The organism is Anabaena sp. EIM26 (assembly GCF_057568715.1).
Window position 1 is genome coordinate 2,531,821 of the sequence record NZ_CM172472.1, and the last position, 25,550, is coordinate 2,557,370.

A 25,550-nucleotide genomic window follows, 5' to 3' on the forward strand; every position below is an offset into this window, starting at 1 on the left:
TGACATATGAACAATATATATTGTTAAGTATAAATACAATTAACCGTATTTTTAGATAAAGTTAGAGTTATGACTGGCAAAAGAGATATTAAAATTCTCACAGAGCTTCTTGATTTAGATGATGTAAAAGTCATATCACATCGTCTTCATAGTGGGATTGGAATGATTTTACAAACCGAATCAAAAAAGTCATATGGTACTTGCCCCAACTGTGGCACAAAAAGCCATAAATTACATCAAAACCATCACCACATTATTAAAGACTTACCTTTTGGAGAAAAGCCAGTATTTTTAGAAATTAATAGACGACAGTTCAAATGTGCTGTATGTAAAAAACCGTTTAGCGAAGACCTAGATTTTGTCAGAAAAAAAGGACTTTTACAAAGCGACTGGCACATAAGACAATACAAGAAGTTTTAGAGAATGATATTCATAGTGTAGCGTCAAAAGGTATAGTGACAACGGAAGAAATAGAACGGATGCTAAAAGATGCATCCGAAACATTACCCAATTTAAAACCTCTGAACTTAAAAAGACTTGGACTTGATGAAATAGCTCTGATTAAAGGCAAAGGTAATTACTGTGCAGTCTTAATAGATTTAGATACATCTCAACTAATTACTATATTAAATGGACGTACGCAAGAAATAATCAAGAAAACTCTTATGGAATGGGGATTTGAGGTTTTAGAACAAATAGAAGAAGTCAGTATAGATTTGTGGCAAGGCTATAAAAATTTAGTCATAGAATTAATGCCAAATGCCCAGGTAGTAGCAGATAGATTTCATGTAATGGCACAGATAAATAAAGAACTAGATACACAAAGAAAAAAAGAAAAACGCAGCGTAGAAGAGTTAATTAAAAAAGCAAATTCAGCAGAAGAAAAATCTAAATATGAACAAATATTATCAGGTCTGAAAAATAGTAAATATCCCTTACTTAAGAATGAAGAGAATTTAAATGAGGAGCAATTACACAAACTTATTCAAGTTCAAAATGTATCCCCTGTATTGAAAGTAATGCATGAACTGAAAGAGAAAATTAGAACGATTTTTAATAATACTCGTGATTGGTATACGGGAGTCTTTAAACTGGGTATGTGGCTATCAAAAGCTAAAAAATATTTCCCAAATAGTAACAATACTATTATTCGTTGGTTTGATGAAATTATTGCTTACTTTGATAACCGAACAACTAGTGGTACTGTAGAAGGAATTAATAACAAACTTAAGCTGATCAAACGTTCTAGTTATGGGTTTAGAAACTTTGACAATTTCCGAGTTAGATGTTTACTTAATTGGCATCTATATTATTAGTTTAGCATAGCAACTACTGAAGAGCCATAATTATATAGTCGCAACTTCTCCCCCACGTGAACAGGAAAATAACACCGATTTGTTAACTAATTCTATAAACACACTCAATCAAACTCTTAAAATTATGTCAGAAACTCCTAAAGTACAAATGAATTTTAATGCACCTATTACTGATAGCAGTGTTGCAGGAAATGTTGAAGGCTATAGTATTGGCACTCAAAACAATTACTCATCAGCACAAAATATCGCTGAAGTAGAAACAGTAATTCAAAAATTACTTGAGCAAATTGAACAAAATAAACCAACACCAATGCAAGCCGAGTTAATTGTCAATCAAGCCGTTGATAATCATCCGGTGCTTAAAGATAAACAAGTGATTGAACAAGCGATAAAAAATTATCCAAATCTAAAAATACGTTTGCGTAGAGTTGCAACAGCAGTCGGTATTGAAACAGTAAAGGTAATATTTGCTCCTGCTGGTATTTTAATTGAAGGCGTTAAAGCTTGGACTCAATTTGAATAGAATTTAATTTCTGTAGTTCATCATCTGATAATCAGCGCGAACTAATTTTATTTAGCAAACTCTCATAAGTATGCCAAATAATACCTGATAAATGGACAATTTATTCTGATTGAATCAAAATTTGGCTAGTCATGGCGATATCCAAGGTCAGCAAAGCGATCGCACTTAGCGATAAAATATTTCTCTCTACCTTGAATTTATTTGTCAACTTGCAAAATTGCGTACTATAATAAGAGTGTGAAGCACATGGGGCTTTAACGGTTTCGACAGGTTGGCGAAAGCTTCTCTGTGATTCAGGTCGAGAGCGAGTTATCTCTCGGAAATCAATGACTCGAAAAAAAAGTAAATGCGAACAATATCGTAAAATTTGCTCGTCGGGAAGCTCTAGTAGCTGCCTAAGAAACCTCTTTTAGGTTCGAGCGTCTTTAATTTGACTCCGTTAAGGATTAAAGACCTAACCCCCAACGGATGCTCCAACAAGCGTTCTCTGGTTGGCTTGAAGGCTAAGATTAAATCAGAGCATCCTACGTTCGGGATAATGAACGATTCCCGCCTTGAGGGTCAGAAAGGCTAAACCTGTGAACGAGCGGTGGGTTAATACCCAATTTGGACATGGGTTCGACTCCCATAAGCTCCATTTAAAGAAAAGAACAATTCCACCTGACACTTTTATGTGTAGGTGGATTTTGTTTTTTTAGGTTGATTTATACCAATTCTGTGTAGAGTTGCGCTAGATAAATACCGTAGAGATATTCCATAGAACATCTCTACGAGGATTATAGAAAATGCATATTTAAACAGGACTTACGCAAAACATCACGAAAGTAGGGGTAATTCATGAATTACCCCTACGAAAGAATCAGGTTTTTGATTACTTCGTGCATAAGTTCTATTAAATTCGGTTGATGTCTAATCGCTGCCGTTTTTAATTAACTCCCCGCAATTTACGAGTATTTTCAACTAAACTTTGAGCAAATTGATCAAAACGTTGAGATAATTTTTCATCCAATACTTTACCCTCTGGACTAAATGCACCCCAAGCTTGACCAATAGCTATCTGCTCAAGAATTGATTGACAGTGAACCCAGCGGAGGATGATTCTGAGGTCGTTTAAAGCGTTGCTGTTTACTTGTCCACCCAAGATACTAATCAAACCAGCTACCTTACCAGATAGCTGATCAAAAGTCATTAAATCCAAAGTATTTTTAATAACGCCACTCACACTGCCATGATATTCTGGTGTTGCCAAGATTAAACCATCAGCATTAAAAACGGTATCGCGTAGTTTCTGCACGTCTGGGTAATCTGGATACTCTTTGGCACCGGTGCAAAAAGGTAAGTTCATTTGCTTTAAATCAAGAATTTCTACTTCTGCACCTAAAGCTGCTACTCGTTGTGCTGCTACTTGTAAGCCTAATTGGGTATAAGATCCGGGTCTTAAACTACCACCAATACCAACAATTTTTACCATAGTTCACCCACTAAAACCAGAATTCTTAAAAGTCGGACTCATTACGACTATGATTATAGTAGCGATTGATTGCGTAATATGTCAAATTTTAATTGCCGGGAAAAATTTATGTTAATACCTATCGCAGGCTAGGGAAATCCTTAATATCCCTATATTTCAGATAAAAATCTATAATTGGAACTGATGTCAGGACACGGGGTAGATCCAATAGTCGGGTTTTGCAGGGAAGGAAAAAACCTTTGACCTTTACCCAAATCAAGTTCATAGGGGAACACCAAAAAATAAATTTAGGGGATAATGGTGGGTTAGCGCAGCGTAACCCAGTCTACAAATTGAGGATTTTTTTTATTTGGAAGTCTCTAGTTTGCAGTATTGGCATAACATCAGTAGTAAAAACCTGGGAATGTTTTTGTCTGGAAGTTAAACTAGATAATAAAACCGTAATTTCCAGTTATTGCAATTTCCGCTAGAAGAATAGGCATAAAACTAGATATCAGCTTATGCCAAAAAATAAAAGGGTAAATATTATGACAAATTTTGGGAAAAAGACATTGAGGAAACAGCGACCCACAAAGCGCAGTATTTGGACTGGGGCTTTAGCAGCTACTATGATTATGATGCCAGGAGTTTTGGCGATGAATCCCGTTTTGGCACAAAAAGTAGAGCGTAATTCCTTAACTTATGGAGAATTGCTGCAAAAAACTGAGCAAGGGCAAGTTAGAAAAGTAGAATTGGATGAAACTGAGCAAATAGCTAGAGTTTATCTGGCAGATCAAAAACCAGATGCACCACCGATACCGGTACGACTTTTAGATCAAAACTCTGAGTTAATTAATAAACTCAAAGAAAAAAATGTTGATTTTGGTGAGGTTTCCTCCGCTAATAGTAGGGCTGCTGTGGGGTTGTTGATCAATCTGATGTGGATTTTACCACTGGTAGCTTTAATGCTGTTGTTCCTGCGTCGTTCTTCTAATGCTTCTAACCAAGCGATGAATTTCGGTAAATCCCGCGCTCGTTTCCAAATGGAAGCGAAAACTGGGGTAAAATTTGATGAAGTGGCTGGTGTGGAAGAAGCGAAAGAAGAACTGCAAGAGGTTGTGACTTTCCTCAAACAGCCAGAAAGATTTACTGCTGTTGGCGCTCGGATTCCCAAGGGTGTGTTGTTAATTGGCCCTCCTGGTACTGGTAAAACTTTACTAGCAAAAGCGATCGCAGGTGAAGCGGGTGTACCATTCTTTAGTATTTCCGGTTCTGAGTTTGTAGAAATGTTTGTGGGTGTGGGTGCTTCCCGTGTCCGCGACTTGTTCAAGAAAGCTAAAGATAACGCTCCTTGTATCATCTTTATTGATGAAATCGACGCTGTAGGTCGTCAACGAGGTGCAGGTATTGGTGGTGGTAACGATGAGAGAGAACAAACTTTAAACCAACTATTAACCGAAATGGATGGTTTTGAGGGGAATACAGGCATCATTATTATTGCTGCTACCAACCGTCCTGATGTATTGGATTCGGCGTTATTACGTCCCGGTCGTTTTGATAGACAAATAACTGTTGATGCTCCTGACATTAAAGGACGTTTGGAGATATTGCAAGTCCATGCTAAGAACAAGAAATTAGATCCTAGCGTATCCTTAGATGCGATCGCACGTCGCACTCCTGGATTCACCGGCGCAGATTTAGCTAACCTCCTCAATGAAGCCGCAATTCTCACAGCCAGAAGACGCAAAGAAGCCATTACTATCTCAGAAATAGATGATGCAGTAGATAGAGTTGTCGCCGGAATGGAAGGTGCAGCTTTAGTAGATAGCAAAAACAAGCGTTTAATTGCTTACCATGAAGTTGGACACGCCTTAGTAGGTACTTTAATTAAAGACCATGACCCAGTACAAAAAGTTACCCTCATCCCCAGAGGACAAGCATTAGGTTTAACTTGGTTTACGCCCAATGAAGAACAAGGTTTAATTTCCCGTTCCCAAATCCTAGCGAGGATTATAGCTGCTTTAGGCGGTCGGGCTGCGGAGGAAATTGTTTTTGGTAAAGCTGAAGTGACAACAGGTGCAGGAAATGACTTACAACAAGTCACAAGTATGGCACGACAAATGGTAACACGGTTTGGAATGTCTGACTTGGGTCCATTGTCCTTGGAAAGTCCAAATCAGGAAGTATTTTTGGGACGAGACTGGGGGAATAAATCAGAATATTCTGAAGAAATTGCCGCTAAAATTGATGCTCAAGTCCGGGAAATTGTTAATAGTGGCTATATCAAAGCGAAAGAATTGTTACAAGAAAATCGCTCAATTTTAGAGCGTTTAGTTGATTTATTAGCGGAACAGGAAACAATTGATGGGGATTTATTCCGCCAGATTGTAGAAGAAAATACACAGGTTCAGGTGATAGATCAAAAGTTAGCTGTATCTCGTTAGAAAATAGTTAAGAAGTCAATGATCTATTTTGATAGATCATTGATATTTCTGATTAGTAGATAATTTAAAAAGACTGTTCCAGAACCTTTTTAAATGGTGGATTGATATTATAATTAGCTGTAACTTTATCTCGCACCATAACTTCAATAATTGTATAGGCAAGATCACGAAAAAATGCTCTGGAAGATCCGATTTCTCCAAACGTACCCCATTTAAAAGCAATTTCGCCCGAACCAAATATTTTGCTAATTCCAGGTTCTTGGAGTTTTGATTTTGATCCTTCCAAGACACTATTTGCATATTCTTCTGGTATCCCAACTCTCACTGTATCTAATGATGATGCAAGGGAAGATTTAACTTCTCGTTCAACATCAGTTGAAACAGCAACTTTTAACACTAACTTACCCGAATCATTAGGAGAAAACATAGCACCTAAACAACCATATAAAAACCTAGCCCCTAAAGGTACTATTATCTCAATCATGACTTCTGTTGCAGAGAATGAACTAATGTTGGCATTTTCATCTATAACTTCTATCCTGTCTTCTAATACAGGATAAAAAACAGGACTCTGTGAATAACCAGGAAAATAAAATCCTTCATTCCTCCAAATACGAGCTTTTCCTGAAAAACCTAAATCCAATACTTTGCTCATTAGTCCATCTCCCAAGCTTTTCGCCAATTTCTGTTAAAATCGTCTGGGCAAGCCTTTATTATTTCTGGATGATATAAACTGTATGGTGATACACCATAATAATCTATAGCCCTAGGATGTGCTTTATAATAATCATAACCTTCTTTCATTAATTCAGCTTCTTTAAGTTCATGAAAATAAAAACTAGCATCTGCTCCAGAAATTTTTTGTCCTGAGTTTAAAGCTTGCTCAAGCCTATTGAGCATCATTATATTAGGTAAATATTCAGCAAATTTTTTAATGTGAATCTTGACAATTTCTAATTTTTCTGGATCTATAACATACTCGTAATTAGCTAGAATGCCAAAAAAATCTGTTTTAGGGTTGATGGACAAATATATTTGCTCACTTTGAGAAAATTTGGTTTTATTGTCTGAGTATAAATATAAAATAAGACTATGTAAATATGCAAAATCGGCAATTCAGACAAAATTATTCTTGTCTGGAAATGAACATTTTCTTAATAGGGTCGATTTAGCAGCGAATAAAAGCTAAAATGAGACATTGCAGAAATAAGCCGTGCCATGTTTGATATATTGCCTTTCCGGTTTGAGTTGGATAAAATTGCGATCGCAGGAGCTTGTTTATGGTCTTTGGCTCTATATCTGGCTTTGGCATCAACTAGGGAATGGGTAACAGAGCAATTAAACAGATGGTTTAACTTTGCCGAGCGTTCCCTTTATACTAGTCAAACAGAATTTGAAAAGACACGTAAAGCCAGAGAATCGCAAAATGCTTTTTACGCCTCACTGTTTAGCATTATGCCTTTTTTCATCTTTGGTGCTTTATGTAACTGGGGTCTAGAAATCAGTTTAGGCGATAGCTGGGGAATTAGCACCGGCATACTTGCCTGTATGGGTGCAGGAATTTATGAACTCGGACGCAGAGATGGGGAAAATTCAGATTAGACATCTGGTGAAAAATTAGAGACGTTCCATGAAACGTCTCTACAAAGATTTCAAACTACGCACATTTAATTCTCGAAGATGTCTATTGATCATGTTTTTTGTGGAGTTGTCTTACTCCATCCTTCTCTTGCCTTGGCATGACTTTTATGGCTTGCGCCACGCTACCCTATCAGCACACCCTAATTAAAAAATATCAAATATTCTATGTTAAAACTACTCAAATACCTTAGTATTTGTTTTATTAGTATCTGTTTGCTATTTGCTTGTCATGCTTCGACACCAACCAAATTAAAGCACCCTCCCTTGAAAATACCATCTGGATATTTTGTTGGGGAGTATCCAGCCATCATTGCTCAACAAAAAGGATTCTTCAAAGCCCAAGGGGTAGATGTGGAAATAATTCCTACACGATACATCCGATTAGAAGCAGCAAATTTCAGTGCGGGTAAGTATGATGGTGTTATATCTTCCTTGGGAAGTTTTATCATCTTGAGTGCCACAAATCCAGATATACAAGGCGTGATGGTTGTAAATGAATCAACAGGAGCAGATGTAGTAGTCGCCCAATCAGAAATTAAAACCGTTGCTGACTTGAAAGGTAAAAAGCTGGGTGCAAATCTAGGCGGTTTTAGCGAAGTTTTCGTGACTGAGATGTTGAAACAAGCTAACTTAACCAGCGATGATGTAAACTTGGTTAAATTAGAGGCTTCAGAAATTCCTCAACGTCTAAAAAATAATGTTATTCAAGCCGGACACACTTGGGAACCCCATCTTTCTGAAGCTATGAAATCAGGGGGAAAGATTTTATTTACCAGCAAACAAACCCCTGGCTTGATTTTAGATCTGATTGTCTTTCGCAAAGAGATAATCCGCGATCGCCCCGAAGATGTTCGTGCATTTGTGCGAGGATGGTTGCAAGCAGTAAACTACTGGCAAGCAAATATTCAGGAAGGAAACGCTATCATCAGCAAAGTGTTAAAAATTCCTAGCAATAAACTCTCTGTGGAGGGAGTAAACTTCACTAATTTAGCAGAAAATCAAAAGTTATTTCAATCTACCAACTCTAACTCCATCTACAAAACTGCCAAGATATATGCAGACTTTTTTATTCGCGCTGGAAACATAACACGCCTTCCTGAGTTAAGAAGTTTGTTCAATTCTTCTTTCTTGAAACCTCCCTTCTAGGATAAAGCTTGTTTAATAAACCTAAAACTTAGATATATCAAGAATTTGAAGGATAAAAAAGTGAATCAGGTGCAAGGAATAAGCGTTGAAACTACCAAAAACCTATCACTGGATCTGATTCAAGACTATTCTTCTCTTCTTCTAATTCTTCCTCCTGACTCCTGACTTCTAGCCCTAACGGAAAGACTTTTATGCCTAACGGCACGCTACGCGGTAAGCGAAGCTATGCCCGCAGGGCTTTACAGCAAACCCTAGTATAAAGTTATGCAGCAGACTTTTTTGGGTGGAATTCGTAGAAAGTTGATCGCCTCGTTTCTAATTGTGGCTTTGATGCCGTTGCTGTTATTGGCATTTGTCAACAAACAGACAACAGAAAATGCACTTACTGAAAATGCAAAACAGGCTTTATCTGTAGCAGCTATGGAAACTGCTAATAGAATAGATGCCTTTATTGATGGAAATCTCAATGCTGTGCGCGTAGAGGCGATTTTACCAGGTTTGGCACGCTACCTCAGCCTCACTCCACAACAGCGAAATGATAGCCCCGAAATGCAATTGGCAACAGAAACATTAAGCCGTCTTAGTCGCAAAGATATGCTCAACATTCTCTCATACTCTTTGCTCGATTTAAACGGGAAAAATGTATTGGATACAGATACATCGAGCATTGTCAAAGATGAATCAGCCATAGATTATTTTAAAAAACCACTGGAAACTACGTTATCCTATGTTTCTGGTTTGAAGCGATCACCAAAAATTCCTAATCTTGTTACTCTCTTTTTTAGTAGTCCGGTTCGGAATGCCAAGGGCGATATATTGGGAGTGTTGCGAGTTGACTACAATGCTACTGTTGTCCAGCAGTTAGTAACTAGAGAAACTGAAAGGGCTGGGGCAAAATCTTTTGCTATTCTTTTAGATGAAAATAATATTTATATAGCACATAGTACAGCACCAGAACTACTGTTTAAATCAATTGTGCCTCTGCCTTTGGCTGTTGTCAATAAACTGCAAAAAGAAGGTAGTTTGCCTAATGCTCCTATTCAAGAACTGGCGACTAATGAGACAAAACTGAAGCAAGCATTAGATAATAAACAGTCGTATTTAATTTCATCTTTGTCATCAACAGGTAATCAGATAAATCTGATTGCCATCTCTCATTTAAAATATAAACCTTGGTCTGTGTTGTTCGCACAACCCCTTAGTGTTGCCCTAGCACCTGTAGAAAAGCAAATACATGATGCAATGTTTCTCTTTGCAATTATCGCTTCAGTAGTGACAATCATTGCTTTTGCTATTGGGCAACTACTAACAAAGCCAATAATTTATCTTACCAATATAGTTTCCCAATTTACCGCAGGTAATTTAGATATCCGTGCCAAAATAAACTCCAAAGATGAAATAGGTCAGTTGGCAAAATCGTTTAATAATATGGCGCTTCAATTACAAACATCTTTGAAAACTTTGGAACAACGTGTACAAGAGAGAACAGCAGAGTTACTAATTGCTAAAGAAAAAGCAGAAGATGCAAATCAGAAACTAGAACAACTTGTAAATCTAGATGGTTTGACTCAGGTGGCTAACCGTCGCTGTTTCGATGGACGACTACAAGCAGAATGGAATCGCCTTGCACGAGAACAACAGCCTCTATCATTAATTTTATTCGATGTTGATAAATTCAAACTTTACAACGATTATTATGGTCATCTTGGAGGCGATGATTGTCTAATTAGGATAGCGCAAACAGTCCCAGGGTAAGAGCATCTCAATTAGGCTTGACATAAGGGATGTGAGGAATCTAATGTAGAGTCAAGAAAACAACAACTGAGAACTTGAATCATGTAATTGTTGTCCATACCAGTGCGTTTCATTTTTTGGCGGAGACTACGTTTGTAAGTTTGTTCGCGATTGAGAGCATTGAGAGCAATGCGCCGTAAAAGAGCAAAATTACGGGGACTATGGAAAGAGCGAATACGGCAGGAATCCTCAGCAAAAGTGCAATCAAGAGTCCAATGAGCTTGGTTTTCAATCCCCCAGTGTTTACGGATAGCCCGACCTAAAAGTTGAGCATCACTGGGTAAAGAAGAGAGATAAAATTGAACTTCACGAGTAGTTTTATTCCAAAGACGACGCTCCCGAACAACCATGACTACAGTTTGAAGTCCAGCCCAGATTTTGGGTTGGTAAAGTTCACCAACAGCCGAAATAGGAACAGACCAAACTTGACGGATTTCCGTGCGGTGATGTCCTTTCTCAATGCGGTGATCGTAACTGACATCAATGCCTTGAAAATCCTGTGTAGATGATGTTTCAAACCATTGTTTTACCTGATTATAGAGAGTTGGATGATTTGCCTTGAGTGCTAAAACATAATCTGCTTTTTTATCAATAATCTTTTTGGCAATCTCAGTTTGAGTCCCCATTGCATCAATAGTGATAATAGCTCCTGTCATATCCAATAATTCTAATAATGCCGGAATTGCTGTAATCTCATTGGATTTATCTTCCACTTTCATCTGTGCCAAGACCAAATTCTGTTCACTTGCCCAGGCACTAACAACGTGCAGTGCTGATTTCCCTTGATTTCGGTTGTAAGAACCCCTAATGGTCTTCCCATCTATGGGAATTATCTCTCCTCCCATGTTTGTGACTAGGCTTTCTATCCATCTGCTGAAACAACGATTTAATTCTTCAGGGTTAATGAACTCAAATACCCTTCGGAATGTGTCATCTGAGGGGATGCCATTTGGTAGTTCTAAAAACTCTTCCAACCACTCCTGCTTGCTGATGCCGTAGTTCTCTATGTCTTCCCATCCTTGCGCTCCTCCTATCACTGCCAGAATTGCAATCACCAGGATATCTGTAAGTTGATGTTTCTTTGTTCGCTCTACTCTTGGGTCTTTGATGTCTCCAAAATTCTCGACTAAACTCTTTTGAATTGCTTCTATGGATGCCACCTGTACTGGCTTTGACTGACGGCAATTTCTCTTCTTGGAATCACTTGATTTAGTTTCAAATCCTGCCGACATAAAGTTTCTTTCCCGGTGTTTTCAGAGCGATTGCATTGCTTTCATCCCATGTCTTTTGCTCTGCTGTCAAGTGTATTTTTTATCCCTTTGCTTATGCTTATCTTAGTCATTTTGTCAAGTTCATACTATACCAAATTAGATGAGCTTACCCTGCAAACAGTCCAGATAATAGTTCATCGTCCTACTGATCTTCTGGCGCGTTACGGAGGAGAAGAATTTTCGTTACTCCTCTGCAATACTGACTTAGCAGGAGCGATTAAAGTAGCAGAAAGTATTCAAAAAGCAATTCATAATCAGGCTATTCCCCATGCAAAGTCTGATATCAAGAATATCGTCACGGTTAGTTTGGGCATTACTTCTGTCATCCCCACTTGCGATATCAAACCAAATACACTCATCGCTTCAGCCGATAAAGCACTGTACAATGCTAAAAACAAAGGGCGCGATCGCTATTGTTACGAGACGTGAGAGGTAAAGTGGGCAATGCCCACTCTACAAATGTTGGTGCGAAACCATAAATTAAGCCGTTCTAAAACGTGCCAATTCTTCACCTGTTTTCGCATCATGGGCGTGAACAGTACACACCAAACAAGAATCAAAAGAACGGGCTACGTGACCTACTTCTACAGGGTCTGTTGGGTCTTGAATAGGTGTTCCTACTAAGGCTTCTTCAATGGGGCCCCGTTGTCCTGCACCGTCACGGGGGCCAATATTCCAAGTACCGGGGGCAATAACTTGATATTGTTTAATTTTGCCTTTTTCAATCTCTACCCAGTGACATAATGCACCTCTAGCTGCTTCCGTTGCACCCCAGCCTTTACCATCTTTTTCTTCAGGTTTGATATACCAGGGGTCATTTAATTTGAACTCTCTTAAACAGCGTTCAGCTTGGCGATACAACTTGACTAATTCGTGAACTCGTGCTAGTTGTCTAACATGAACATTTGCGCCACCCATTTTTTTGAAGGTGTCGAGAATGAAGGGGTCATAATGTTGCCAAGATTCTCCGTGTCTACCACCTGCGACTAATTGACGTGCTAGGGGGCCGGCTTCTAAACGTCCTAAATCTTGGTGAAGGACTGCGCTAGACCAGGAATATGCACCGCCAAAGTCTTTATTATTGTTAGCGATAGGGTTTGTAGTGCGATCGCTCGGATGCCAATCTTCAGTACCTTCATCATACCAAGAATGGGTTAAATTCTCACGGGCAAAAGCTTGATCCATCAAGGTATGAGTATCAGTGAAGCTATCGTAAACACCACTTTTCATAATCACAGCAGCGTTACGTCCCTCAATCGTGGGTTTATTGTATTTATCCTCATGGGGAATATAACCCCAAGTCACATATTTACCCACACCAGCACCATATCGATCTAAACCGATATCTAAACCCATGCGCCAGTATAAACCTAAATCAGATTCTCGATGTTTAACATCAGCATTTAACCATTTTTGGAAGTCTTCATAAGATTGAATTTCTTCATATCTTTCCAAAGAACAACCTAACCACACTGGTTCTAACCAATTAGTGCGGAAATATTCCAGAATTGCCCAAGCGCGGGTAATGTCAGTTAAAGTAGGGGCGCACATCACACCACCAGGCACCATATAACTGCAATGGCAGCTGGTGATATCCTGAAAATGTTCCTGAGTAACTTATTTTTAAGGTAATTTTGCTCAATAAGAACATTTTATTTTCACCATTTTAGCTTTGATAAATAAGGGAATATTTAGGGAATGAGTCAGCAAAATCAGGGTAATTGCGAAGAGACTTATGCTACATCTACACAGGAATATGACAATGCAGACTCAAGCGACTGGTTTGCAGATATGTTTGCAGATTTCGAGCCGCAGAACACCACAGACGGCAGCTATAGAGGAACAATGGCGAAAATAAAAGCAACAGAATTACAGTATCAAGCAGTTTTTGAACAGAAGTTAGTCGAAGCTAATACTAATTTAAAAAGAGAGAGAATAAGAGTTACCATTAAACAAACTGGAAATTCTCTGCAATTACGAGCTACTTTACCGTTAAAACCAGGGGATTGCAGCTTAGGTAAAACAAAAAAGCAGTATGATTTATCTCTAGGGATACCTGCAAATTTAGAGGGATTAAAAACAGCTATTGAAGAAAGTTATGAGTTGGGGAAATTAATTGCTCGTCATACCTTCCAGTGGAATGAGAAGTATTTAGGAATTAAATCGAGAGAGAAGCAAGAAATCAAAACAATTGGGGAATTATTAGATACCTTCGAGGAAAAATATTATCAAACCCGTCAGAAAACTATAACCAGTCAAAATACTTTTGCTAACTATATATCTGTAATTAAAAGAAACTTGACTCTCACCCATTTAGCCACAAAAGAAAATTTTGAAGAAATTATTAATTCATTTCAGGGTAATAAAAAAAATGAACTAATTGCGATAACTTCTGTTTTGATTAAAACCTTTAATTTAGGATTTCAAATCGATGTCAAACGAGATCATGTCACCCCTGCCCATCGAGAAATTCCTGAAGATGAAAAAATAATATCTGCTTTTCACCTCTTTGAAAAATTCGCCCTCAACCGCAAAAATACAAACATTAGCGATGAAATAGACACCTGGGAAATGTGGCGTTGGGTATATGGAATGTTAGCGACTTATGGGTTAAGACCAAGGGAACTATTTGTAGAACCGGATATTAATTGGTGGATGTCTCCCCAAAATATAGATCATACTTGGAAAGTGAATAAAAATACTAAGACTGGATATAGAGAAGTTATTCCTTTTGTACCGGAATGGATAGATTTATTTGATTTAAAAAATCCCAAACCATTAAATATTTTAGAACAAAAGGTGGCAAAAATTGCATCTGTACAAAATATTAATTGGATGCGAAGAGATATATCCAGATGGTTTAGAAAGGTGGGAATTGAGTTTCAACCTTATGATTTACGGCATGGTTGTGCAATTCGAGCGCATCTTCAGGGAATACCAATTAAAGCCGCAGCAGATAATTTAGGTCATACTGTTGATGAACATACAAAGACTTATCAAAGATGGTTTGGGATTGAAAATCGTAAAAAAGCCTTCGGTGAGGTAATTAGTCAAAAGTCGTTAATTGAGTTGCAGAAGAATGAAATATTGGCACTAAGGATGGAGAATGAAAGGTTAAGGTTGGAGGTGGAAAAGTTGAAATTCTCGGTTACTCAAAATTCAGAGGACTGGGAACAGGTTTATCATCATGGTTAAGAATTTGGGTATAATTCATGGTGTTTATACGGAAAAATTCGGTATAATAGCCGAATAAGGACATAAAAAAGAAGTTTTCCATATAATCCGAATGGAGGTTGCTATTCTGATACCAGAAGAAATTATCCAGTACATATACAGTAATCTCCCAGGTGTAATCCCAAAAGCCAGTTGGGGCGAAACTTCACTGTTCTACAATCCTGGTCGCGTATTGCCCAATGGTGTTTATTTTTGCACGATCAAACAACATAATGGCGAAAACGACAAAGCCTCAAATCTTGATCGAGAAGGTGTATTTAGAGTTGCTATTGGTCTTCATCCCAAAACCTACGTTCGCTTGTTTGGTCAGAAACCAGCACGCCCTAGCAGGGGTGGTATTGTTACAACGGGTCACGACTTTACAAAGTTAGATGAACTTATGCCGCATCCAATTTACGCTTGGATGTCTTGGGTACAAATACTTTCCCCTAGCCGAGACAAGTTTAAGGATATCTTCCCTTTAATTGAGGAGGCATATGAGGAGGCAGTCAAAAAGTTTGAGAAAAAGACTGCTAACAATTCGGTTGCAGCGGAACGGTTCAGTTCTGTTGATTGAGTTGCCAAACTTACTTGTGTCCGCTGACCCGAACCGTTAAACATCTTTGAGAAAAGCGATTACTAGGTTGCGCTTCGCTATCGCATTTGAAAAAATAATTGCGACAGAAACAACCAGCACTCTAAGATTCAGTGTTATTGTTCAGGCAGCTTTTTGAGAATTTTGAGAGGATGGTTCAGCCAGAATTGGTTCAATATCCTGGCTTTTGTCTCTTTGAATAAATTCATCTAGTAATTGAAAAAAGTAATCAAATGCAGACTTTTCATCAATACAGGTGAGTAAAATAATTTTATCCCAAGCGTTAACAGTATGAATAGATAAGCGGTTTTGCAGCCAAGGTTGAAAGTTTTTATAAAAATCACTTTCAGCTTCTGTATTAGTAATACCTAATTCAGAGCGAGAAAAGCGATATCCCAAAATAAACATTCGTAAATTACTGATATATGCCGTTCCCAAATATAAGCCTGGTTTGGTTTTAATTTTTTCGAGTAAATTAAATAATGCACTCATTGAGTTTAACTCCATTAAAAATTTTCAAAATTCTTCTATCACTTCTATTTTAAACTCATTAGATAGAGAAGTAAAATCTTTAATCCAGTCATCTGGGTATAGTCCTTGCGGGGAAAGATTGTCGAAAATTTTGCCAAAAACTTCAACACCGTAATGAACGCCATTTTCCGTAATAGTTTCAAAGCAACCTTGTTTTTCTAGGCGATTACTCAAAATAAAGTCTTCATTGTCGTATATGGTCGAAAGTCGCCAAAGTTTACCAGGAATTTTACGTTGTTTTAGCCACTGTTTGAGTGTCTTGGCACATTCTTGGCAATGAAGTAATGGAAATCGAATGACAAGATTACCAATTGCTTGATGAATTTCGGCAATGTCTAAATCATCTGGTAAAAAATCATTCAGAAATAGCACCTCCTAAAAAATGTTGATTTTATTTTAGTCTTGGATAAACTACCCTTAAATGCGATGTTTTTTGCACTCTTTCTCAGTGTAACACCATCTTCGGGGCAAATTTTCTTGTGCTTCCTTAATCTCGATTAACTTCGATGCCTACGGCGAGCGAAGCTATCGCTAATATTGGGTTAGTGCCATCGCTTAAAATCCATTATCTTGTGATTCTTTAACTACGATTAATGCGATCGCCCATCTTGTAGTGCGATCGCCGATCTTCGGTGCGTTACTAATATTCTCAAGGCAGGATCGAAAAAGGATGTTTGGTGAAACCGAGTATAAAACATCTCCTAATCCCGATTACCCTGAAGAAAGTTATGAAAACTTCATTAAAAAATTAATTGAAATAAAAAAAGATATAATAATCAAGCTGATGAAGAAGTCATAATATTACTTAACAACTCAATTGTAAATGCGATCGCCAATACTGTAGAGTGTAACGCACTGGATTGTTTGGCGTAATAGACGGAAACTTTCCGTATAATAAATAGTTAGACCTCCAGCCAATAAACTTGATCATCTATAACTTGAATTTACAAATGATTTTTATGCAGAAAGAAGTTTCAATAAAACAGCAATATTCAGATTTATATCTAAACTATTATCAAAACAGATATCAAAATTATTTAGATGGAGAGGATTCTGAAGGGACGGTTCTTGCGGAATTTGATCTTGATGTTCACCGACATCCTGAAATCCTAAATGAAACCCCATCGCCCGTCAAATTAGCTTATGAGTACTTTTTTGATGAGCTTGAAGGCTGGACAAGGCTGTGTAAAGTTCCATTCGGAAATGACTTTAGCTATGCTATCTGTGTTTTAACTGATGGTGATGATGGATGGATTGAAATTTACGATAATGAGGGAAACTTAATTGCTTCTGGTCGCACCTATATAGAATTGATTGGTTGGGACGATTTTAATGAAATTCGTAAATTTGTAACGACTTTAGATTATCCATCAAGTTTATGTGATAGACATGAAAAGACTTTGTGGAAGTAGTGTATGTTCCTGTCTAAAAAGGCTATACAAGCGTCTAACACCTCATTGGAGCAGATGGACGGCACACGCGGTCTGTTTTGCTTACTTTACTAGCCACCCCTCAATTCAAGGCCGTTAGCCTTCTGGTCGCTTAGTGCGATCACGCAAGCGCTGCTGCAAGCAGTTCGCTCAAAACAAACATCAAATTCTCGAAAAAAGTTCGTTTGCCCAAGTATCAAGGGTACATGAGAGGCTTCTACCCAGGCAAATGCTAGACGAACGGGTTCAAGATTCCCAATTTGAACTTGCACAAATAACCCCCGTGCTTCAACCTTTGCAAGATTTCCAGCTAATGGCAAGCGGACAGTTTGTTGATCCCAAATTGCGCCTAATTGTAACCCAATATCATAAGGTAAGACATTGACAGTAGACCCAGTATCCAGCAGGGCATTTGCAGAAACAGAAGAGTTTGCATAACTCAGAATGATAGGAATTGTGGGTAATGCTTCATCATCATTAAAGGGAAATTCCACTGTACTAGCCATCAGTAGATGCCTCTTGGTGATCCTGAATCAAGCGAGTGACATATTTTAAACTTTGAGATATACAATAATAGATTTATCATAAGCGATATGTAGGGAAATGACAGGAGTTCTAGTTTAAATTCCCATCTCTTAACCTGGATATTCTTAGAAGTAGAATCGAGAAATTTATTGAACGTTGTGAAAATAACCTGAAGGAAAATCAATCATGAATCTCAATGAGTTACCAGGTGCAGAAATAATATTACCTGGACTGAATGATCTTCACAATAGTGAATCTAATACAATTGGAGCATTATTAATTGCGATCGCCTCAACACGATTAACTGAAGCAGATTTAGATATTCCCAAATATCACTTAGCCCCAGAACCAGAGTTAACTTTATATGCTAATCTCCAAGATCAAAGAGACGATGCTTACGTTTACTATAATGCTTTGCTTAATCAACTAAATAGCTTTTGCAATGCACTTGAACTAAGTTATAAATATTAGCCATCTAACCTTATCGTTAGAGGGTGTTTGAAAAGTGCGATTTCTGGGTAGTGCGTTGCGATCGCTCAATTTCCATCTTCTTGTGCTTCCTTAAAGGAATTTATAAACCGCTTTAATAATGATGAATTATCCCATAATTTTGATTTTGATGAATGGATTTGCGAATCTCGAATGTTGACACATTTACAACAAATGAAAGAGTCTATAGAGGAGATTGATTTTGTTAATTGAAGATTATTTTCAGCAAATTAAAGTCATGCTCATTGTATCACTAAGTAATAATGCTGAAAATATTGAGAGGTTTCAGGTGTTTAATTAACTTTTATACGTATCGGTTTGACTATTAGGCAACCAAAAGTGGTCGGTTTCATTTACATAGAACTAATATAACAGCAGAATTGAGCCGCAATTTGGATTAGATTGTTCGTGTAATTGTATATCGAACTTTAGGTACTTAAATTCCCATGTTAAAAGTAAAGTTACAATTTTCAAGGTTGCTCGGATTGTTACTGGTTGTCTGCTTGACCTTCTTCACGGTATATGTAGCGTATTCTCAACAACCCCCTTTAGTTGAATACCAATCCAAAACATTTGCCAGAGAAACCTCCAAGTATAAATTAGCAACCCAGGTACTACTAGAGACAGGAATCGCAAAAAGATACGATACCCACTTCGACCACTTGATAGGCACGCTAATTGGTAACGGCGACGATTTTAAGCTTTATACAAGGTTTAGGAAGATGTTTGTCCGAGAAATTGGGTGGAGACACTTCCAAGATGCCTATGCAGCAAAACTGGAAGCCGATTTTTCGGAAGATGAATTAAAGGAACTGTTAAAGTTATCAAAGCAACCTGTGATGAAAAAGTTGTTGAAGTCTGAAGTTCAAGCATATATGGATACATCTCAACAAAGATTCAAAATGGGATTTGAATTGTGGGATAACTATAATAATGGCAAAATAAGTTTACCACCAGACTAGACTTCCAGCCCCATTTAGAAGGGCTATAAAAAAACATTGGAGCGGACAAATATGATATTTTAGTTTTAAGTTGAGAGCGATACTTGCGGTAAGCTAGGCTACAGCCTAGCCGCTCAATTTAACCGTTATGCAGATTGAATTCTTGGTAACGGCAACGGCTTAAAAAATTCACATTAACCTCAGCTTGAAATTTCAAAGATGAATTTATCTAAAGACTTGTTCTGCAAAGGTTTACCAGTTAGTTTTTCTATTGTTTTCATTATGACTTTCCTTGCGCCGAAAGCAAAAGCTGAATATGCTTGCGGTGGCGCTGGTCCTGGAGAGATAGTGGTTGGGGAAACCCAAGGTGGGTATGGTGTGGCATCTGTTCTCCTTTGTGACAGAGACCCGAATTATCAAGAGGAGCCAGAAGATAGAGGGAGTGATAATTCTCGTTCTAGTTATTATGACCCTAAGTTTGCGGCTCTACAGTTTCAAGCCGCTTCTGCCATGATCAATTTGCAACAACAAGCTAATTTATTGCAAGATCCAAAGTATCTGAAATATCTATCGGGGAGTTGGAAGCTTTTTCCTACTTCAAGGTTAGAGGGGATAAAACTAGGTGGCTCTTGTGTTGCATCCTTTTTCAAGGCATCAATGGATCCAGAAGCTAAAGATGCCCCAGTCATGATCAATTTGTTAGGGCCAAGTGGCAACGAAAAGTTTGCTCTCCTGACATTTGCAACCGAAAGTATTCCTAGACCTAAAACGATACAAACAATCACGGTTACTTTGATTCAAAACAATGACCCCCCTGCTACTGTCAAGGCATTCAATTACACAATGCCAGATATGCCATTTGGGGTGATTGCTTTTGCTGTACCGACAATTGATGCAGCTTTAGCGGGGATAGAAGATGTCCAGAACTTTGATGTAAAAATAGATGGTAAGTCTGTTGCTAAGACCATGTGGCATAGTGGGCTAAAAGTGAGGGATGAATTCCGTAAGTGCTTAAATGGTAAACCTTATTCGGTAACGGAGATTGATATAGTGCCGGAGCGTTTGAAAAAACCATAACTCAGAATGATAGGAATTGTGGATAATGCTTCATCATCAGAAAAGGGAAATTCGACTGTACTAGCCACGAGAAGTTACTTGGGTAGGTGAATCGGGTTGTTAAACATCTTTGAGAAATGCGATTCCTAGGTCGCGCTTCTCTACGAGATGCTAGTGCGATCGCTAATTGCTCAATTTTCAAATAAATCAATACTTCTATAAAAACAGAATTAACCGCAGATGGACGCAGATATAGCTTGCTTCCCGCAGGGTACGCAGATAAATTTTTACCTCATTAGACATCTGGTGAGAATTAAATGTGCGTGACTTGAAACCCTTGTAGAGACGTTCCATGTCTATATTCATTCCCGAAGATGTCTATTGGAGCAGACAATATTGAGATATTTTGGTATTGAGGGCGATAGCGAAGCGCTGCTGCAAGCAGATCGCTCAATATCCACAAAAATCAATCATTCAAAATACTTAAGCCCGAATCACAGTAATCCGACGTTGATTTTCCGTCACCACAACCTCAGTTGATAACCGTTCTTCCATTGGTAAGGCATTTTTCCGCCTATCAAACACAAATAACCAACCAAAATCTAACCCCAAACGCCCTAAATAAGATTCTAACTGTTCAATCCCCTCAGTTTGGGGGTCACGCTTTTTATCTCTCCACACCTTTAACTCAATACCTAACGTGACACCTTTGTAACGCAGACATAAATCCATGCGATCGCTACCAATTGCATATTCCCTTTCTAAAATTCCCCCACCATTAACCACACGATGTAAAAAAGCCATTAATACAATATGAGGGGCAATTTCATGGTAAGCAGCACTACTTAATAATGGTTCTCCATGTTGTCGCCAAAATTTGAGAAATGCTGCCAGTAAAGCATCAATATTTAATTCACCATTTGCAGTCAACCAACTCGGACTAATCAGAGGTAAACTATCCTGAGTTCCTTGTACTAAAACACAGGGAATAACTTCACGATAAATCGGGTTAGAAATAACCAATCCTCCCGCCGGATCACGTCGCAATAATCCTAAATCAATTAAATATTGGCGATCATCTGCTAGAGTATCGGGCAATGTTTGCCCTGCTAAAATCGGTTCAATAATATTTTTAACTCGTTGTTTGTCGCGGTGCATAAAGGACAAAATAACTCTGTTGTTGAATTAGCTCCTCCAAATCTGGTAATCGTATTGTTGGAGAGAGCATATAGTGGATATCTTCTTTACAAGGCCCTGCAATATTAAACCAGCGAGATATCATAGTTTTATTATTTAGTGGACATTTTGATTGTAGATGATTTTCGGGTTGGGAATAGCAGGAAGGAAAAGGTGATGATCAGCAATAGTTAGTTATACTGTATATGATTAATTCGTCTTAATAAAATTGTATGCAAAATCAGAAAATCATAGAATTACAAAATATCTTCAGTTCTCGGCTGGATACCTTGAGTCATCTATTAGAAGTAGCAGAGATTCATTTTGCTGATGATGTAGAGTCTATATTGCAACGTCGCATTGCACCTGATATGTTGCCTTTTAGCACACAAATAGCTTTTGTTTGCAATCAACCCCGTAATTTTGCCTTGTGGTGTTTAGGACAACCAGCAAACAACTTGAATCCAAATATTGCATCTTTAGCTGAAGCGCGTGGTCATATTTCATCAACTAAGGAGTTGTTAGCAAGTATCAATGTTGCTGATTCTAAGTTGTCAGAACTCCATCGGATGGATCTTGGAGAAGGGCTATACATAGAATTATCTGGACTTTCCTATGTAGATGATTTTCTCATGCCTAACTTTTATTTTCATATCACAACGGCGTACAATATTCTACGGATGGCAGGAGCGCCAATAGGTAAGCGAGATTTTATGATGCACTTAGTACCTTTTCTCAAGCATCAAGGCAATGGCTAACAATCGCAAGGTAATGGAAATTCTAGGATAATTTTTGTCGCCAATCGTTACTCAACCTCTGAACCAAGCTATAAAACTGTCAGGTACTTATGGTTTAGCTGGTGTTTTGATGGCAGTATTTGGGAACTCTTTTCTGGATATATAAACAGAAGATTACTCAGTTTTCCGAGCCTCTTTAGCATACATTTCTAGGCTCTCACATTATGCCATAACCACAGTATTACGTTGATTTTCCGTTATTACAATCTAGAGAGATCAGCGTTTTTTCATGGGTAATGCATTTTACTATGACTAATTAGTTATAATGCTTTATATAACAGTGCGATCGCCTATCCTGTAGGGTGCATTAATGGAAGCACCTGAACTAATCAGATTTCCCTCTCTAAACCCTGATATCCTTAAAAGCAGAGTCGAGAAATTTATTGAACGTTGTGAAAATAACCTGGAGGAAAATCAATCATGAATCTCAATGAGTTACCAGGTGCAGAAACAATATTACCTGGACTGAATGATCTTTACAATGGTGAATCTAATACAATTGGAGCATTATTAATTGCAATTGCCGCAATACGCTTAACTGAAGCAGGTTTAGATATCCCCAAAGATCACTTAGCACCAGAACCAGAGTTAACTTTATATGCTGATCTCCAAGATAAACGAGAGGATGCTTACGTTTACTATAATGCTTTGCTTCATCAACTAAATAGCTTTTGCAATGCTCTTGAAATAAGTTATAAATATGAACCTACTGTTTAATCTCTTTGAGAAAAGTGACGTTATTACTACCTGAGTTAATGTGAATGTTAAACTTTACCTAGAAATTTTAGGAAAATGATCGCTATGGCTTCTATCACCATTGACCTTTCAGACAGCCAATTCCAAAAGCTACAGGAATTAGCAAAAGCTCATGAAATTCCCCTTGAAATCCTGTTAAAGTCAAGCTTTGAGGATTGGCTAAATTCGCAAACAAGTGAGTTTATTGATGCAGCCGATTATGTACTAAATAAAAATGCCGAATTATACAAGCGTTTAGCCTAATGCGTTATTTGACATTGATTGAGGTGTTGGAACTGCATCGCAGAATTATTAACCAATCTGGTGGAACATCGGGTATCCGGGATATAGGCTTACTGGAGTCGGCGATCGCACAGCCTCGAATGACGTTTGACAAAGAAGACCTGTACCCAAGCTTGCTGGAAAAAGCAGCCGCATTAGGGTTTTCGATTATCATGAATCATCCATTTGTAGACGGAAACAAACGTACAGGCCATGCAGCAACTGAGACTTTTCTGGTGCTGAATGGGGTAGAAATTAACGCCTCTGTAGATGAACAAGAGCGTGTAGTGTTGGCGATCGCATCAAGTAAGCTAGAACGTGAGGAATTTGTAGAATGGTTGCAAAATAACACAACAGCCAGCTAATGGTTATTAAACATCTTTGAGAAATGCGATAGCGCAGACGCTGCTGCAAGCAGTTCGCTAAAATTCCCTCTTTGCGTTCTCCTCTCTGTGCCTTTATGTGAGAAAAATATAATACTCAAGCCCGAATTACAGTAATCCGACGTTGATTTTCCGTCACCACAACCTCAGTTGATAACCGTTCTTCCATTGGTAGGGCATTTTTACGCCTATCAAACACAAACAACCAACCAAAATCTAACCCCAAACGCCCTAAATAAGATTCTAACTGTTCAATCCCCTCAGTTTGCGGATCACGCTTTTTATCTCTCCACACCTTTAACTCAATACCTAACGTGACACCTTTGTAACGCAGACATAAATCCATTCTGTCGCTACCAATTGCATATTCCCTTTCTAAAATTCCCCCACCGTTAACAACACGATGTAAAAAAGCCATTAATACGATATGCGGTGCAATTTCATGATAGCCAGTGCTACCTAATAACGGTTCTCCATGCTGTCTCCAAAACTTGAGAAATGCAGTTAATAAAGCATCTATATTTAATTCACCTTCCGCAGTTAACCAAGTCGGTGCAATCATTGGTAAAGAAGCCATTGGTGTCACGGTTAACACCCTGGGTAAAACTTCCCGATAAATGGGATTAGCAATGGTTAAACCTCCGTAGGGGTGCATTTTACATAATCCTAAATCAATCACAAATTGAATATCATCATTAGGTATATTTCCTAATTCCAAACCTGCCAACATTGGTTCAATAATAGCTTTAATTCTTGGTTCTCGTAACCTTTCAGCTAAACTATCTAAATGAGTATCTTGACGGGTAATTAATATTTCTTTGGCTTTTAAAATATGTTCTTTTGTAATCGCAAGTTTTCTATCTTTAACCATTTTTTCGACAACTTCTTTAGCCAAAGCATTCACTAACCAAGGTTGTCCTTGAGTTAAATCAAATGCTGTTTCTATAGCTTCTAGTGTGAAAATTTGTCCTGTTGCTGCTGTATGTTGTTGATATAATTCTCCTACTTCTGCAATATTAAAATTTCGCAGAGTAATAGAACTAACTTTAATATTAAAAGGACTAGATGTATTTAATCTATCACTACCACCTGATGCTATTTTATAATCTCGCACATCTCGTAAACCAATTAATCCTAACGATGAAGGAAAATTTTCTGGACGATTGGGAAAACCATCTCTTAATTGTCTGAGTACAGAAATTAGAGTTTGGTCTTGTAAAGAATCAATTTCATCTATAAATAATACTAAAGGTCGGGGTGAAACTTTTGCCCAATTTTGTAAAAAAGCCTTAATTCTGTTTCCTGGTTCTTCCTGTTGCCATTGTTTAACAGGTGGTTGTAATTCTTTAGGTAAACGAATATCTATTGTATCATACCAAGTTCCCAAAATCGCTAATTCTGCTGCATTGGGATCATGATTAAATGCACTTCCTACTTCTGCTGATACCATCACTGCTGCATAATTTCCTGTGGCGGTAAGTTGCTGCGCTAGGGCTAACATTGCTGTTGTTTTCCCCGTTTGTCGTGGTGCATGAAGGACAAAATAGCTTTGTTGTTGAATTAGCTCCTCCAAATCTGGTAATCGTATTGTTGGAGAGAGCATATAGTGGATATCTTCTTTACAAGGACCTGCGATATTAAACCAGCGAGACATGAGATTTTGGCAGTTAGCGGACACTTTAAGTTTAGACGATTTTGCAGTTGAGGATGGCAGGAAGGGCTAATTGGGGATTTTTGTTTGTTTAGACATCGGGTAGATATACCGAATCATTCCGTCTATATACCCGGAAAAGGATGATGTCCAGAAAATTT

The 25,550-nt window shown here is 38.0% G+C and carries 23 protein-coding genes, 1 other RNA gene and 4 pseudogenes; 18 read left to right on the forward strand and 10 right to left on the reverse strand.

Annotated features, from left to right (window positions below):
- Positions 1–69 precede the first annotated feature (69 nt).
- From AC012T_RS10960 to ssrA, 3 genes and pseudogenes are all read left to right on the forward strand, one after another.
- Positions 70–1,316 (forward strand): annotated as a pseudogene (locus AC012T_RS10960) (ISL3 family transposase).
- Positions 1,317–1,440: 124 nt separating this feature from the next.
- Positions 1,441–1,839, forward strand: a complete 399-nt coding sequence (locus AC012T_RS10965; RefSeq protein ID WP_487065629.1) for a hypothetical protein — start codon at positions 1,441–1,443, stop codon at positions 1,837–1,839.
- A 248-nt stretch (positions 1,840–2,087) separates the two neighbouring features.
- Positions 2,088–2,479: a transfer-messenger RNA gene (ssrA, locus tag AC012T_RS10970) on the forward strand.
- Between the two features lie 285 nt (positions 2,480–2,764).
- On the opposite strand, the gene AC012T_RS10975 is transcribed toward ssrA, so the two are convergent.
- Complete coding sequence (locus tag AC012T_RS10975; protein WP_487065631.1) at positions 2,765–3,310, reverse strand: NADPH-dependent FMN reductase; 546 nt, start codon at positions 3,308–3,310, stop codon at positions 2,765–2,767.
- Positions 3,311–3,837: 527 nt separating this feature from the next.
- Here AC012T_RS10975 and ftsH point away from each other — a divergent pair.
- Positions 3,838–5,733, forward strand: coding sequence for an ATP-dependent zinc metalloprotease FtsH (gene ftsH, locus AC012T_RS10980; protein WP_487065633.1), 1,896 nt, complete (start codon positions 3,838–3,840; stop codon positions 5,731–5,733).
- 64 nt (positions 5,734–5,797) lie between these two features.
- On the opposite strand, the gene AC012T_RS10985 is transcribed toward ftsH, so the two are convergent.
- Complete coding sequence (locus tag AC012T_RS10985) at positions 5,798–6,388, reverse strand: hypothetical protein (protein WP_487065635.1); 591 nt, start codon at positions 6,386–6,388, stop codon at positions 5,798–5,800.
- A complete protein-coding gene (locus tag AC012T_RS10990; RefSeq protein ID WP_487065637.1) occupies positions 6,388–6,762 on the reverse strand; it encodes a hypothetical protein in 375 nt (124 codons plus the stop codon). The genes AC012T_RS10985 and AC012T_RS10990 overlap by 1 nt, the downstream gene beginning before the upstream one ends.
- A gap of 189 nt (positions 6,763–6,951) precedes the next feature.
- Between AC012T_RS10990 and AC012T_RS10995 the strand changes: the two genes are divergently transcribed.
- The 3 genes and pseudogenes from AC012T_RS10995 to AC012T_RS11005 form a co-directional block, all read left to right on the forward strand.
- Positions 6,952–7,335 (forward strand): hypothetical protein, encoded by a 384-nt coding sequence (locus tag AC012T_RS10995; RefSeq protein WP_487065639.1) that lies wholly within the window; start codon positions 6,952–6,954, stop codon positions 7,333–7,335.
- 204 nt (positions 7,336–7,539) lie between these two features.
- Positions 7,540–8,520 (forward strand): ABC transporter substrate-binding protein, encoded by a 981-nt coding sequence (locus AC012T_RS11000; protein ID WP_487065641.1) that lies wholly within the window; start codon positions 7,540–7,542, stop codon positions 8,518–8,520.
- 264 nt (positions 8,521–8,784) lie between these two features.
- Positions 8,785–10,266 (forward strand): annotated as a pseudogene (locus AC012T_RS11005) (diguanylate cyclase domain-containing protein); the annotation flags it as partial.
- A gap of 20 nt (positions 10,267–10,286) precedes the next feature.
- Here AC012T_RS11005 and AC012T_RS11010 read toward each other — a convergent pair.
- Positions 10,287–11,546, reverse strand: a complete 1,260-nt coding sequence (locus AC012T_RS11010; RefSeq protein ID WP_487059489.1) for an ISAs1 family transposase — start codon at positions 11,544–11,546, stop codon at positions 10,287–10,289.
- A 93-nt stretch (positions 11,547–11,639) separates the two neighbouring features.
- On the opposite strand from AC012T_RS11010, the gene AC012T_RS11015 reads away from it, so the two are divergent.
- Positions 11,640–12,014, forward strand: coding sequence for a GGDEF domain-containing protein (locus tag AC012T_RS11015; RefSeq protein WP_487065643.1), 375 nt, complete (start codon positions 11,640–11,642; stop codon positions 12,012–12,014).
- Between the two features lie 51 nt (positions 12,015–12,065).
- Here AC012T_RS11015 and AC012T_RS11020 read toward each other — a convergent pair.
- A pseudogene (locus AC012T_RS11020) lies at positions 12,066–13,166 on the reverse strand (nickel-dependent hydrogenase large subunit); the annotation flags it as partial.
- A gap of 117 nt (positions 13,167–13,283) precedes the next feature.
- On the opposite strand from AC012T_RS11020, the gene AC012T_RS11025 reads away from it, so the two are divergent.
- Both AC012T_RS11025 and AC012T_RS11030 read left to right on the forward strand, forming a co-directional pair.
- On the forward strand, positions 13,284–14,780 hold the full coding sequence (locus AC012T_RS11025) for a site-specific integrase (RefSeq protein WP_487065645.1): 1,497 nt from the start codon (positions 13,284–13,286) through the stop codon (positions 14,778–14,780).
- A 91-nt stretch (positions 14,781–14,871) separates the two neighbouring features.
- Positions 14,872–15,375 carry a DUF6194 family protein gene (locus tag AC012T_RS11030; protein WP_487065647.1) on the forward strand — a complete coding sequence of 168 codons (504 nt, stop codon included), beginning with the start codon at positions 14,872–14,874 and terminating at the stop codon, positions 15,373–15,375.
- 141 nt (positions 15,376–15,516) lie between these two features.
- On the opposite strand, the gene AC012T_RS11035 is transcribed toward AC012T_RS11030, so the two are convergent.
- Both AC012T_RS11035 and AC012T_RS11040 read right to left on the reverse strand, forming a co-directional pair.
- Positions 15,517–15,885, reverse strand: a complete 369-nt coding sequence (locus AC012T_RS11035) for a hypothetical protein (protein ID WP_487065649.1) — start codon at positions 15,883–15,885, stop codon at positions 15,517–15,519.
- Between the two features lie 24 nt (positions 15,886–15,909).
- Positions 15,910–16,296 carry a papain fold toxin domain-containing protein gene (locus tag AC012T_RS11040; protein ID WP_487065651.1) on the reverse strand — a complete coding sequence of 129 codons (387 nt, stop codon included), beginning with the start codon at positions 16,294–16,296 and terminating at the stop codon, positions 15,910–15,912.
- Positions 16,297–16,883: 587 nt separating this feature from the next.
- Between AC012T_RS11040 and AC012T_RS11045 the strand changes: the two genes are divergently transcribed.
- Entirely contained in the window at positions 16,884–17,336 is a 453-nt protein-coding gene (locus tag AC012T_RS11045; RefSeq protein WP_487065653.1) for a hypothetical protein, read from the forward strand.
- A gap of 89 nt (positions 17,337–17,425) precedes the next feature.
- Here AC012T_RS11045 and AC012T_RS11050 read toward each other — a convergent pair whose 3' ends face one another.
- A complete protein-coding gene (locus AC012T_RS11050; protein ID WP_487065655.1) occupies positions 17,426–17,860 on the reverse strand; it encodes a retropepsin-like aspartic protease in 435 nt (144 codons plus the stop codon).
- A gap of 205 nt (positions 17,861–18,065) precedes the next feature.
- Between AC012T_RS11050 and AC012T_RS11055 the strand changes: the two genes are divergently transcribed.
- From AC012T_RS11055 to AC012T_RS11065, 3 genes are all read left to right on the forward strand, one after another.
- Positions 18,066–18,350, forward strand: coding sequence for a hypothetical protein (locus AC012T_RS11055; RefSeq protein ID WP_487065657.1), 285 nt, complete (start codon positions 18,066–18,068; stop codon positions 18,348–18,350).
- Between the two features lie 464 nt (positions 18,351–18,814).
- Positions 18,815–19,330 carry a DUF2059 domain-containing protein gene (locus AC012T_RS11060; protein ID WP_487065659.1) on the forward strand — a complete coding sequence of 172 codons (516 nt, stop codon included), beginning with the start codon at positions 18,815–18,817 and terminating at the stop codon, positions 19,328–19,330.
- A 198-nt stretch (positions 19,331–19,528) separates the two neighbouring features.
- Positions 19,529–20,386 (forward strand): hypothetical protein, encoded by an 858-nt coding sequence (locus AC012T_RS11065; protein ID WP_487065661.1) that lies wholly within the window; start codon positions 19,529–19,531, stop codon positions 20,384–20,386.
- A gap of 462 nt (positions 20,387–20,848) precedes the next feature.
- Here the strand turns inward: AC012T_RS11065 and AC012T_RS11070 are convergent.
- Positions 20,849–21,505: pseudogene (locus AC012T_RS11070) on the reverse strand (ATP-binding protein); the annotation flags it as partial.
- A 269-nt stretch (positions 21,506–21,774) separates the two neighbouring features.
- On the opposite strand from AC012T_RS11070, the gene AC012T_RS11075 reads away from it, so the two are divergent.
- The 4 genes from AC012T_RS11075 to AC012T_RS11090 all read left to right on the forward strand — a co-directional run bounded on the left by AC012T_RS11075 (position 21,775) and on the right by AC012T_RS11090 (position 23,720).
- On the forward strand, positions 21,775–22,299 hold the full coding sequence (locus tag AC012T_RS11075; protein ID WP_487065663.1) for a DUF1993 domain-containing protein: 525 nt from the start codon (positions 21,775–21,777) through the stop codon (positions 22,297–22,299).
- Positions 22,300–22,758: 459 nt separating this feature from the next.
- Positions 22,759–23,055 carry a hypothetical protein gene (locus AC012T_RS11080; RefSeq protein ID WP_487065665.1) on the forward strand — a complete coding sequence of 99 codons (297 nt, stop codon included), beginning with the start codon at positions 22,759–22,761 and terminating at the stop codon, positions 23,053–23,055.
- Positions 23,056–23,139: 84 nt separating this feature from the next.
- Complete coding sequence (locus tag AC012T_RS11085) at positions 23,140–23,337, forward strand: DNA-binding protein (RefSeq protein WP_487065667.1); 198 nt, start codon at positions 23,140–23,142, stop codon at positions 23,335–23,337.
- Positions 23,337–23,720, forward strand: a complete 384-nt coding sequence (locus AC012T_RS11090) for a type II toxin-antitoxin system death-on-curing family toxin (RefSeq protein WP_487065669.1) — start codon at positions 23,337–23,339, stop codon at positions 23,718–23,720. Before AC012T_RS11085 ends, AC012T_RS11090 begins: the two co-directional genes overlap by 1 nt.
- A gap of 115 nt (positions 23,721–23,835) precedes the next feature.
- Here AC012T_RS11090 and AC012T_RS11095 read toward each other — a convergent pair whose 3' ends face one another.
- Positions 23,836–25,392, reverse strand: coding sequence for an AAA-like domain-containing protein (locus AC012T_RS11095; protein WP_487065671.1), 1,557 nt, complete (start codon positions 25,390–25,392; stop codon positions 23,836–23,838).
- Positions 25,393–25,550: the final 158 nt, after the last annotated feature.